The organism is Microcoleus sp. Pol7_A1 (assembly GCF_036701085.1).
GTDB classification, from domain to species: domain Bacteria; phylum Cyanobacteriota; class Cyanobacteriia; order Cyanobacteriales; family Microcoleaceae; genus Microcoleus; species Microcoleus asticus.
This window is the reverse complement of record NZ_JAUBQD010000015.1, coordinates 18,603-30,388: the sequence shown is the minus strand read 5'-3', so window position 1 is coordinate 30,388 and position 11,786 is coordinate 18,603. Positions and strand designations below refer to the sequence as shown.

Below are 11,786 nucleotides of genomic sequence, written 5' to 3'. Positions count from 1 at the left end.
TTTGTGAGTTCCACCAATCCGGTCTGGGGCTTGTATCGCAACGGCGCTGGTCAATTTTAGATTTTAGATTTTAGATTTTAGATTTGACTCTACAGATAAATCTGGGGGTTCTCCCTAATGTGTGAATTTTTTTGAGTTCCATCAATCCTGTCTGGGGCTTGTATCGCAACAGTGCTGATGGTTAGGAAACCGGGTTTATCGACACCCGCGCGCAAATCCTGTACGAATCAAAAACAGTGACACAGGCCGATCGATTCCAAGGACTTAAGCTTTTATGCTGAAGTTAGCTAAAGCATTTATGTTTAACCTCATGTATATTTCTCCAGAGCAAGACCAAAAAATTCGCTACACCATGCGCGAGTGCGGTCAAGAAGCTTACAAGCTCGCAGCCGAACCTTTTGAAGTTTCCGAGAAAGGGCCCAACGACTACGTGACGAGTATCGATCAATACCTAGACCGACAACTATCGGCAGCATTTAGCGCTTTGTTTCCTGAAGACGGCAGGATTACCGAGGAAAACAGCGCCTCCAGAGCAGCTTACGGCGCCAATTACCAGCGCCTCTGGTGCATCGACCCCCTCGACGGGACTGAAGAATTTATTCGGGGAAAACTGCACTACGCTTCGATGGTGGGGCTGCTGCTTGAAGGGGAACCTGTGGCCGGCTGGCTCTACGCCCCGGCTTTTGACCAAATGTATTTTGGCGGCAAAGATTGGGGATTGTTCCAAAGTGTGGGAGCCCAAGCGCCGCAGCCGATCGCCCTGTGCGCGCCCCCGGCCCCGACAGCGGAAAATTGTAAAATTGTTCTCGGAGACAAAGACCAGAAAAACTACGCCCGGGCGATCGCCCAAAGCATCCCGGGAGCCGAATTTTACTCGCTGGGCAGCTTTGGTTTAAAAGTGATGGAAGTTATCTTCGGTAGAGCCGGCTTGTACCTGTATCTCAACGGCAGAGTTAAAGTGTGGGATACCGCCGGCCCTCTGGCACTAGCAAAAGCAGCCGGATTGGTTTGTTGCGACTTGCAAGGTCAACCGCTGAGGTGGACTAAAGATGCGATCGAGCCGGAGACTCTGGCCCACACTCAGTCCATCGCGATCGGCTGGCCGGACTACATAGAACCTCTGTTGGGCAAAGTTCAACAGGCAGTGACAGGCTTGTAAACCCGTTTAAGATTAAAGAATCTGCCGATTATTACGTGAAGCGCGCCTCTGCACCCTTATCATCAATTAAAGGAGCAACAGATTGTTTGTGTTCCCAAACATCGATCGTTCCCTAGCTGTTGGGTGTCGCCTAATCATATTTCCCACCTCCGCGAGTTTGCATGAAGACAGAAGCTTTCAGTGAGCTGTTCCCTCTATTTAAGGGTGCTAACCCAGAAACCTTGGGAGGGCTGCTATCAAATGCCGTCAAGCATGAGTATCCCCCGGGCCGAGCTGTGGTGATGGAGGATTCTTGGGGCAACGCGATTTACTTTGTCGTGTCTGGCTGGGTAAAAGTTCGGCGCTTGTCAAACGATCGAGCTGTATCAATGGCTATTTTAGGACGGGGTGCCTTCTTCGGCGAAATGGCTATTCTTGACGAATCTCCCCGATCTAATGATGTACTTGCTCTATCGCCCGTGCGGCTTCTGAGCGTCACAGCTCAGCGATTTATTCAAACCCTGTTTAAAGACCCGCAATTGCACCACCGGATGCTGCAACTGATGGTACGGCGGCTGCGCCAAACCAATCTCCGGTATCAACTCCGCAACCGCCAGCCAGCGGTTAAACTAGCAAATACTTTAGTCGAGCTGGCAGAAAACTACGGTCAGAAAACTGCTGAGGGCAAAGATATCTTCAATATTCCTTATGAAGACTTAGCTGATGTCACAGATATCACCCTAGATGAAACCAGCAAAATTATGGAAAAACTCGATAGTAAAGGTTGGATCAAAATCGATCCCGACCACCAAACTATCCATTTGATCAACCTCAAGCACTTGATTAATTTGGCAAGTCAATGACTGATGTTACTTCTTTGGATACCTCGTCGGCTGCCGGCAACCGTCAGGGGCAACTAACAGCACCGACAATTCAATATTCGGTGGCGATGCCCAATCCTGAATCCCACCTGTTTGAAGTAACTTTGCGCGTGCAAGGTTGGTCGAAGCCGGTTCTGGATTTAAAAATGCCTGTCTGGACTCCCGGTTCTTATTTGGTTCGAGAGTACGCCCGCCACCTGCAAGATTTTAGCTCGCTAGGAGGCGATCGAGCTTTACCTTGGCGCAAGCTCAGCAAAAATCACTGGCAAATTGAGACCGATTCGGTGTCAGATGTCACGGTTCGCTACCGCATTTTTGCCAACGAACTGACAGTGCGAACCAATCATTTAGACTCGACTCACGGTTATTTCAATCCGGCAGCTTTGTGCTTTTTCTTGCCCGGTTTTGAGCGCCACTGCTACACCGTGACCGTTGTGCCGCCTCAGCCGGAATGGCGCACCGTTACTACTTTGCCGCCTGTTTCCGGCCAAAATCTTACTTTCGCTGCTGCGGATTTTGATACCCTTGTCGATAGTCCTTTTGAGATTGGCTGTCACGAAGTATACGAGTTTGAAATGATGGGAAAACCCCACCAGCTAGTGGTTTGGGGAAAAGGCAATTTAGAACCAGAGCGGGCGATTCGAGACATCCAAAAAGTTATCGAAGTCGAGGCAAAAATGTTCGGCGGTTTGCCTTACGAACGCTATGTGTTTTTCCTGCATTTGTCCGGCTCTGGTTTTGGCGGTTTGGAACACAAGGAGAGCTGCACTCTCAACTATCCGCGTTTTGGCTTTCGGGCTAAAGAAAAGTACGAACGCTTTATTCAATTGGTGGCTCACGAGTTTTTTCATCTCTGGAATGTCAAGCGCATTCGACCGAAAGCTCTCGAAGTATTTGACTACGAACAAGAAAATTATACTCCTTCTTTGTGGTTCTCCGAAGGCACTACCAGTTATTACGATTTGGTAATTCCTTTTCGAGCTGGGATCTACGGCGTGAAGGGTTTCTTTCAAAATCTGGCTAAGGAAATCAATCGCTTGCAGACTACTCCGGGGCGGAGCGTGCAGCCTGTCAGCGAGTCTAGCTGGGATGCTTGGATTAAACTTTATCGCCGGGATGCTAACAGCGACAATTCGCAGATTTCCTATTATTTGAAAGGGGAAGTTGTTTCGTTTTTGCTCGATTTGTTGATTCGAGCCAGACACGGCAACGAGCGATCGCTCGACGATGTGATGCGTTTGATGTGGCAGCAGTTTGGGAATGCTAATTCGGCCCAAAATGGCGATTTTGAACTGAAGTCGGAAACAGACGGCAAGCTGGCGCATTTGACATCCAACGGAGAGTTAAATTCTCCTTCGCTGCCTGCAGAAATAGGCTTTACTCCCGAACAGTTGCAAAGTGCGATCGAGTCCGTCGCCGGCATCGATTTGAGCGACTTTTTCGCCCGCTATATAGACGGTACAGAAGAGTTACCTTACAACAAATATCTCGAACCTTTCGGGCTGCAAATTTGGGTAGATGAAACTGACCAAACGCCTCGCATCGGTTGGACGTTGGGATCGGAAAACGGGCGGGAAATGGTTAAATTTGTCGAAGTAGGATCTCCGGCACAATTGGCGGGAATTGACGCTGGGGACGAGTTGCTGGCGATCGAAGGTTTTCGGGTAAATGCAGAACAAGCGGGCGAGAGGCTTAAAGATTTCAAGCCTGGGGATATCGTCTCGGTGACAGTTTTTCACCAAGACGAACTGCGCACTTGTCGCGTTACTCTCGCCCCGCCGCGACCTGGCCGTTACTCGATCGTACCGGTGGAACAGCCGACTGCTATTCAGAAACAAAACTTTACTGGATGGCTGGGAGTTCCTTTATCGAAATTGTGACATAAATGAAGGGGAAAGGGAAAGAAAAGACAAAAAGGAATCAGGCTCAATTCCCAATTTCCAATTCCCAATTCCCAATTCCCAATTCCCAATTACCCATTTTGATTATGCAAACCCCACCTCCTCCATCAATTACGCCCCGCCAGATGAATCTGCTGAGAATTGTGGCTTCTATGGCATGGGCTGACGGTCAACTCGCGACAGAAGAAGTTAATTTAATGCTCGATCGCTTTTGCGGTTTGTTTGCCCCAGATACCGACGGACAACAAATGCAACAAGAATTGCGGGATTACATCATGCAAAATATCCCCCTTGACGAGTTGATCGGTCAACTAGAAACTCAAGATGAAAAGGAATTAGTCTTGCAACTCGGCTATGAAGTGATTTCATCTAGTTCTCGCACTCCCGACGAACCAAAAATTAACGCTGAAGAAGCGGCCGCTTATCAAAAATTAGTGCAGTTGCTTAATCTTCCAGAGGATGCGGTCAAGCGTATTGAAGGAGAAGCATCGCCGGGAGCTACTTCGGATGGAATTGTGGAGAAGCTGGCTAAAAAATTAGAAAAGTTCATCAAAGGTTAGTTCGGGACTTGCGCGCGCTTGGCTTAAAAACCCGGTTGATTCCTAGATTTCTCGTTACTAAACCTGAAATTTTTCGTAGAAACCGGGAATAAGCCCCCCATGCGTAAATCTTGTTAGGTAAGTATCAGAATAATAATTTTCTGACTGCAACTATTTACAACTAAAACTGAATGGAAAGGTAGCCGATGGGAACTACCAATTTGCTACAATATAGTAACCAAAAAACACCAAAAAGTTAAGAATATTTTTCATCGCCGGGAACGGTAACAGAATTTGCGATCGCCCTTCCCGCGCGCAGCCTTCCCCTTAACGATAATTAGGGACTTAAGCCAAGCCTAAATCCCTAATTGAGCTACCGATTTTTGGCGATCGCTGAAAGTGAATCCAAGCAGTCATTAGTGCGGTAACTTGCTGAGGGCGTGCCAAGTTCTATAGCCGACAATTCCATCTTGCGGTAAAGCCTTGCTGATTTGTAATTGTCGCACTGCTACATCTGTCATCGTCCCGAAGAATCCGTCAATCGAACCGAAATAGTATCCATTGATTTTCAAGACATTCTGAACAATTTTAACAGCATTGCCAGAACTGCCTTTCATGACGATCGGCATATTCACAGGTGCACCAGAGTATAGTGCTTCCCAAGTTATAGAACCCACAATCCCATCTTCTTTTAAAAAGACGCGGTGTTGATAGCCTTTGACGGCGTTTTGAACTTGGACGCCGAAGATACCGTCCATCGGGCCGAAATAATATCCCCAATGATATAGAAGCTGTTGTAGTTCCGTGACAGCTTGACCTGTTGAACCGATTTGTAAAGTGGGTTTGTTTACTTCAGCGGTTTCAGCAAATGCAAGAGTTGATTGAGAAGTAGTATCGGCGACGAGAGCCATAGTTTCATTGTTCAGGCTTCTTTCTTCGGTGTACATAATGTGGTTCCTCTCAACATTTAAGTTTTGGTTTTTGATATTTCAGGTATAACTGGTGGGATTTGTGAGTGCACAGTCACTTTTTAGAGTGTCACTCATTTGAGTGTCACTCGTTTGAGTTACCCATTGGTTTGTCGTAAGATTTTTATGAGGACTTCCGTCGTCACTACAAAGCAACGGGTAGGGTGCGCGGTGGGTACACAAAATACAAAGGTGCGCGGTGCGCACCCTACCAACTCCTGTTGATTGTTTATTAAGCAAATTCTCGCAAAGCTGGAATTAAATACTGTGTCAAAGTAAAGGCATCTACTCCTAATTCTGTCCGTTCTTTGGCTGCCATGATTCCGGCTTGAGCGTGCCACCAAACTGCTGTTGCAGCAACTGATTGGGGGGGGGATTTGCGGGCGATCGCAGTTGCTAACAGTCCCCCTAACAAGCCTGTGAGAACATCGCCGCTGCCGCCTCTGGCGAGGGCTGGGGTGCTTTCGGGATTGAGGTAGGTGATGGTACGTGAAGCGCAGCTATCCCGTAGGGAATCGCCCTCATCCTTCCAACTTATGCAAACTCTGGCTCCTTTGAGCAATATTGTTGCACCGCAAAGCTGAGCTGCTGCTTGAGTTGCGGCAATTCGATCGTCGTTGGTGTCGTCGGCTAATTCGGGAAATAAACGCTTGAATTCGCCCGGGTGAGGCGTGATAATTGTCAGTGCTGAGCGTTCGGACAAAATGGGGACTGTGCCGAGTTGAGCGAGGATATTTAAACCGTCAGCATCTAACACGAGAGGTCGATCGCTCTCCAGTACAGATTCTACAGCTATTGCCGCTTCCAATGTCAGACCTGGCCCTGCCGCGATCGCATCATAGAGGTTCAAATCAATTGCTACTGGCAACTCGCTAATTGCACCGCTTTGGGTTTCGGGACATCCTATAACTAATGCCTCTGGCAACTGACTGCTCAATATCGGTTTAATCGACTCAGGAACGGCAATTGACAGCATTCCGACACCGCTGGCTCTTGCTCCCAATGCTGCCAAAATTGCGGCTCCGCTGTAGCGGCGGGAACCTGCAATAATTAGCAAGTGACCGTTGGTGTATTTGTGCGAAATTGGCGATCGGGGTAACGGCAAATGCTGAGTTGCCGATGCTTTTGTAATGCGTTGTATTGCTGGCGTTTCGCTCAATATTGCTGCAATATCTGCTGCGGGAATATCAAAATCAATTAATTCGGAACTGCCGATATATTCTAACGCTCTATCTTGCAGAAATGCCATTTTCCACAAACCCAAACATAATGTATGTTTTGCCCGGATTGCCATTCCCAAGACTTCTCCGGTATCTGTATGAATTCCCGAGGGAATGTCTATACTAAAAATGGGTATGTTTAAATTATTTATTTCATCAATAGCGGCGGCGGTAGCGTTATTAATTTCTCGTTCTAATCCAAATCCAAATAAACCATCTACGAGCAAATCGCAGTTTTTTAGCTGGTCAATTTTGTCAACAAATTGAATATTTAAACAACGCGCATAATCAGCGTGATTTTTGGTTAGTTCTTTGAGTTTAGAAAACGGGCAGTAAATAACTACTTGGAACCCTTGAAAGTGCAATTCGCGGGCAACAACCAAAGCATCGCCGCCGTTGTGTCCCGGCCCAACCAATACGCCGATAACTGGCAATTGAGAATTGCCAATCTTTTTCCCTTCTCCCCTCTTCCTTCTATCCGTTACATCCGTTATACAATCTGTTGCCGAACTTCCTTCCCCCTTCAAAAGCTCCTGAATGCGTCTAGCAATCAGTCCTGCGACTTTTTCCATTAAAGCTGCGACTGGCATTCCAGCAGCAAAGATTCTGGTTTCTATTTGCCGCATTTGGTCGGCGGTGACAACAAATTTTTGAATAGTCATATTAATGCTAAAATTTCAGCTAACAGCAGCAGTGGCAAGTTGTAGTATTCTTGTGGTATAATAAATTAGCTCGATCGAACTAACTCACAGTAAAATAGCAATTTCTCTCCAACCATGAACAAGATTGTTGTAGGCCTCTCCGGCGGGGTCGATAGTTCCGCAGCAGCCGCAATTTTACACCATCAGGGATATGAAGTGGTGGGTTTAACGCTGTGGTTGATGAAGGGCAAAGGTCAATGCTGCTCTGAGGGAATGGTCGATGCAGCTAAAATTTGCGAAGATTTGGGCGTTCCCCACCACATTGTTGACAGCCGCGAGGTCTTTCAGGCAAGTATTGTCGATTATTTGGTGGAAGGTTACAGCGCAGGAATTACGCCTCTGCCTTGTTCGCAGTGCAATAAAACTGTGAAGTTCGGCCCGATGCTCAAGTATGCTCGCGAACAACTCGGAATTGAAAAAATTGCTACAGGGCACTACGCTCGGATTACTTACGATGCTGCTACTGGTCGCTATCAGTTGCTGCGGGCGATCGACCCTGCGAAAGATCAGTCTTATTTCTTGTACGATCTAACACAGGATTTGCTGGCAGGTACGGAGTTTCCTTTGGGGGAAATTACCAAGACTGAAACTCGCAGAATTGCGGCGGAATTTGGCTTGCCAACTGCTGATAAGCCGGAAAGTCAGGATTTGTGCTTGGTGGAAAGTAACGGTTCGATGCGGGCTTTTCTGGATAAGTACATTGCGCCGCAAAAGGGTGACATTGTGGACAAGTCAGGGCGGGTGCTCGGACAGCACGACGGCGTGCACCACTACACCATCGGCCAGCGGAAGGGACTCGGGATTGCTGCACCGGAACCGCTGTACGTGATTGAACTCGATGCTGCTGGCAATCGGGTAGTTGTGGGCGATCGGCAGTTGGCGGTAGAATCTGAATGTACTGTCCAGAAAGTGAATTGGGTTTCTGTGGCTGCGCCGATGGCTCCGATTCGGGCTCAGGTACAGATTCGATATCGATCGCACCCCGTCCCCGCTACTATTATTCCTGTGGAACCCTCCCAAGCAGAGGAAAAAGCCAGCGGTACAAGAGTTAAGTTGATTTTTGACGAACCGCAGTTGAGCATTACCCCCGGACAAGCGGCTGTTTGGTATGACGGCGATGTGCTGTTGGGCGGCGGCATCATCGAAAGAAACCAACTCCCCAATTAAAGCAAGGGGCGGGCTAGAAGCCCACCCCACAAGAAACCACCCACGAAAAAACTCACTCTTTGTGCAACAGGCATCTTGCCTGTTCCAAAAGGAAATTTATTTTTCATTTCACAGGGGTACATTTACCTAACTTTCTTTTCCAAGCGCAACACATTTCCCCTAGCATTAGTGCGGTAAACCCAAGTTTGCCTACCATCAGAAACCACAACCCGCCAACCTTTGACAATCATTTGACCGCAAATTTCATCAGCTTTTGCGAGTCCTAAACAAGTATTTGACCAACTTTGTCTGCTCGATTCAGTTACTTTCAACTTGTCAGCAGCAATGCCAGTGGAGCGCGACAAGTTTTGGCGAACTGCTGCTGCTACGGTTGCGGGCAATTGGTTCGGGGGATTTTGGCGCGTACCCTCGGCCAAATTGCCAGGTTCGGAAATTAGACTATTGAGTGCAAATACCGAATAGCTGATTTTTTGGGGCATCGCGGCAGCGGAAAATTGCTGCGCGATTTGCTGTGGTTGGCTTTCCAACAGGCTGAGGGAATGTTTGAGAGCGCCCGCGTTAGCTGCTGCGGTTTGTCTTAGGGCCGGATACATTTCCCACGCCAGAATTCCTGTTAGCACCAAAGCCAATATTAAAGGATTGGGCTGCTTTTGGTCTCGGTTTTGATTGTTTTGAGAGTTATTTTTGGAGATTCGTTTCATCATATGCCTTCTGCCTCACTTTACACAATGCGCGATCGCTCCTGAACACTCAACTGCAGATACTGATTGAGACACTGTTGGTGGTGCTGTTGGTTCCTTTGTGCAGAACCGACTTGACTGCTGGTGCGGCCCAAGTATTTTCTACTCGCTGCGGGCACTTGTGTTTCAGGAAACTTGCACTACCCAGTTATTACTTAATTTTTACCCTTAATCTGGGGGTATTAAGAAAAATTTATGCTTAAGTAAATATTCTTAAAAGCATCTAATTCTGCCCAAAAATTTCAGTACAAATAACTATTCATCGTTCCAAAACTGCTAAAGGTGTTTTAGACTGTGGGAGGCGAGCTGAGCCAAGGATATCACAGGGATGCCGCAAAATTTGTTGCAACAGGACAAAAACGCATTAGAAATTAAATCAGCTATCGCTGATTAATTGTATTAGCATTGTGGTTTTTTAGAGCGATCGTCCCCGAAACTACTTTAGTAGCGATCGCTACTTTTTTAGTACAATATTGTTGAAATCTATCGACTATGAACAGAAAATCCTTGGGCATCCATTTAATGAATCGGCTGAGCTATCCTCAAAAATTTACCTTAATCGGTTTCATATTTGCAATACCGTTAACCTTGGTCATGTACCTGCTGATTTCGGAAATTAACAGCAGGGTTGATTTTTCCCAAAAAGAAATCTACGCAAATCAATACCTGCGCTTGCTGCGCCAGTGGAGGGAATACATACCGAAACTTCAACTCTTAAATTATCAGCCTTTAAATACAAATTTAAGCCGGCCAGATACGAGAGCTAATTTAGAAGCTAAGATGGACGCGAACTTTCAATCCCTGGTTAATACCGATATCCAGCTCGGAAACCTATTAATTTGTAATAAAAATTTATTAAAGTTTATCAACATTGGCAAAACTTCAAACTTCGCCACAGTCAGTGGAGTTTAGAAAATTAAAATTTTGTATATCAACCATTAGCTGGCGACATTGATAGACTGAGCGCTCGCGTTTGCGATACTTCCAATCTGATTTCACAGCCACATTTCGATACCTATTATTTGATGAATGCTACTTTGTTGAAGCTTCCAGAGATGGAAAAAATTTTGTCAGAGATTAGGCTAATTTCTCAAAAAATTAGCCTGCATTCTGATGCCACACCAGAAGAAAGAGCGCAACTAATTACTCTTTCGAGCAGACGGTTCTGTCGAGCGGTTTGATACGGTCGATTTGGGTTTCCCGATCGGGCTGGATGCAGATATTGCTGAATTTATTGCTGAAAAAATTGTGCAGTTGCATTCAGGAGATGTGGTAGTGCTGTACACTGACGGGATTACGGAAGCTGAAAATATTGATAAAGTGCTTTATGCTTTAGATAAGTTAATTTAGGTAATAGAGATTAATTGGCAGCGTTCCACTGCCGGAATCAGGCACGCTGTAATTAAGGACGTGCGATCGCACATCGGCGAACAAAAAGTTTTTGATGACTTCACATTGCTGGTACTCAAACAAAAATAGTTAATTAAATCTCTCTTCTCAAGCTTAAACTGTATACAGTAATGTTTCTCTTCTCAAACTTTACCTCTCACATCGATATGATTCAGACTTTCGGCGATTTCATCGAGCACTCAGCTAGCCAAGAATACTTAATAATTGGCTTTTCTCCAAGTTCGATTCCCCTGAAGCAGCGGTGGCGCAACAACGGTTTGTCGGCGGATTTTCTGGCTGACTACTTGACGACTTTTTTTCCGGGAAATGAAGACGATCCCTCGACAATTGAAAGACAAGCTGAAATGAAAAGCGCTGTTAGCTACATTGCTAACGAGTTATTAGAAAATGCTATGAAGTTTAATGATGAAACCTCGGAGTACCCGATCGACATTAAACTGCAATTAGAGAGCGACAGAGTGATTTTCTCAGTTGCTAACAGTATCTCTCCGCAAGCTGTGGACAAGTTTCAGGCTTACATCCAGCAATTGCTGGCCTCCGAGCCGAGCGAGCTTTACATTCAGCAGTTGGAAAAAAATGCTGCTGACGAAAAATGTATCGATTCTGGATTGGGTTTGTTGACCATGCTCACCGATTATACCGCCAAAATTGGCTGGAAATTCCAGACCGTGCAAAAAGACCCGGAAGTAATTGCGGTGACAACTATGGTGCAATTAACAGTATAAGCAACGCTGGCGATCGATAATATCTAAGGAAATTTTTTTTGCGACAATGGAAATTAAGACAGAAGATTACCGGATCTGTTACGATCCAGCAACGGCAACCGTGAGTTTTTTTGGCTCTCTCAGGCTGAGGGGGCCTGCGGAGTACGCACCGATAATGCAGTTTCTGGGCAAGGTAGCCGACGTGGAACAGACGAAAATAACCCTCAATTTGCAGCAGTTAGAATTTTTGAACAGTGGTGGCATCAATATGCTGTCGAAGTTTATTATCGAGGTGCGACAAAAAGCTCGGGTGCAAATGGCAGTACAAGGTTCTCAACGCATAGCTTGGCAAGGTAAATCTTTGAAGAATTTCCAGCGCCTGATGCCTGGTTTGCAGTTGGAATTACTATAGACACA

13 protein-coding genes are annotated in these 11,786 nt (G+C 46.4%); 9 read left to right on the top strand and 4 right to left on the bottom strand.

The features are described from left to right. The first annotated feature begins 274 nt into the window (after nt 1-274). From QUA20_RS11300 to QUA20_RS11285, 4 genes are all read left to right on the top strand, one after another. Nucleotides 275-1,159, top strand: coding sequence for an inositol monophosphatase family protein (locus tag QUA20_RS11300; protein ID WP_333188813.1), 885 nt, complete (start codon nt 275-277; stop codon nt 1,157-1,159). A 161-nt stretch (nt 1,160-1,320) separates the two neighbouring features. After that, the gene (locus QUA20_RS11295) at nt 1,321-2,001 is read left to right on the top strand and encodes a Crp/Fnr family transcriptional regulator (protein ID WP_333188812.1); all 681 of its coding nucleotides are present in this window, start codon (nt 1,321-1,323) and stop codon (nt 1,999-2,001) included. Then, nucleotides 1,998-3,899, top strand: coding sequence for a M61 family metallopeptidase (locus tag QUA20_RS11290; protein WP_333188811.1), 1,902 nt, complete (start codon nt 1,998-2,000; stop codon nt 3,897-3,899). Before QUA20_RS11295 ends, QUA20_RS11290 begins: the two co-directional genes overlap by 4 nt. Nucleotides 3,900-4,006: 107 nt before the next feature. Beyond that, a complete protein-coding gene (locus QUA20_RS11285; RefSeq protein WP_333188810.1) occupies nt 4,007-4,480 on the top strand; it encodes a TerB family tellurite resistance protein in 474 nt (157 codons plus the stop codon). A gap of 395 nt (nt 4,481-4,875) precedes the next feature. On the opposite strand, the gene QUA20_RS11280 is transcribed toward QUA20_RS11285, so the two are convergent. Both QUA20_RS11280 and QUA20_RS11275 read right to left on the bottom strand, forming a co-directional pair. After that, on the bottom strand, nt 4,876-5,406 hold the full coding sequence (locus QUA20_RS11280) for a peptidoglycan-binding protein (protein WP_333188809.1): 531 nt from the start codon (nt 5,404-5,406) through the stop codon (nt 4,876-4,878). Nucleotides 5,407-5,659: 253 nt separating this feature from the next. Beyond that, nucleotides 5,660-7,309, bottom strand: a complete 1,650-nt coding sequence (locus tag QUA20_RS11275) for an NAD(P)H-hydrate dehydratase (protein WP_333188807.1) — start codon at nt 7,307-7,309, stop codon at nt 5,660-5,662. Between the two features lie 114 nt (nt 7,310-7,423). Here QUA20_RS11275 and mnmA point away from each other — a divergent pair, with 114 nt between their 5' ends. After that, the gene (gene mnmA, locus QUA20_RS11270) at nt 7,424-8,515 is read left to right on the top strand and encodes a tRNA 2-thiouridine(34) synthase MnmA (protein ID WP_333188805.1); all 1,092 of its coding nucleotides are present in this window, start codon (nt 7,424-7,426) and stop codon (nt 8,513-8,515) included. A gap of 122 nt (nt 8,516-8,637) precedes the next feature. Here the strand turns inward: mnmA and QUA20_RS11265 are convergent, their stop codons facing one another. Both QUA20_RS11265 and QUA20_RS11260 read right to left on the bottom strand, forming a co-directional pair. Further along, nucleotides 8,638-9,219 (bottom strand): hypothetical protein, encoded by a 582-nt coding sequence (locus QUA20_RS11265; RefSeq protein WP_333188803.1) that lies wholly within the window; start codon nt 9,217-9,219, stop codon nt 8,638-8,640. A gap of 17 nt (nt 9,220-9,236) precedes the next feature. Further along, complete coding sequence (locus QUA20_RS11260) at nt 9,237-9,374, bottom strand: hypothetical protein (protein WP_333188801.1); 138 nt, start codon at nt 9,372-9,374, stop codon at nt 9,237-9,239. Nucleotides 9,375-9,747: 373 nt separating this feature from the next. Here QUA20_RS11260 and QUA20_RS11255 point away from each other — a divergent pair, with 373 nt between their 5' ends. The 4 genes from QUA20_RS11255 (at nt 9,748) to QUA20_RS11240 (ending at nt 11,781) form a co-directional block, all read left to right on the top strand. Then, nucleotides 9,748-10,167, top strand: coding sequence for a hypothetical protein (locus tag QUA20_RS11255; RefSeq protein WP_333188799.1), 420 nt, complete (start codon nt 9,748-9,750; stop codon nt 10,165-10,167). A 279-nt stretch (nt 10,168-10,446) separates the two neighbouring features. Next, entirely contained in the window at nt 10,447-10,605 is a 159-nt protein-coding gene (locus QUA20_RS11250) for a SpoIIE family protein phosphatase (RefSeq protein WP_445304668.1), read from the top strand. A 206-nt stretch (nt 10,606-10,811) separates the two neighbouring features. Beyond that, nucleotides 10,812-11,390 carry a DUF6272 family protein gene (locus QUA20_RS11245; protein WP_333188797.1) on the top strand — a complete coding sequence of 193 codons (579 nt, stop codon included), beginning with the start codon at nt 10,812-10,814 and terminating at the stop codon, nt 11,388-11,390. A gap of 46 nt (nt 11,391-11,436) precedes the next feature. Beyond that, the gene (locus QUA20_RS11240) at nt 11,437-11,781 is read left to right on the top strand and encodes a slr1659 superfamily regulator (RefSeq protein WP_333188795.1); all 345 of its coding nucleotides are present in this window, start codon (nt 11,437-11,439) and stop codon (nt 11,779-11,781) included. Nucleotides 11,782-11,786: the final 5 nt, after the last annotated feature.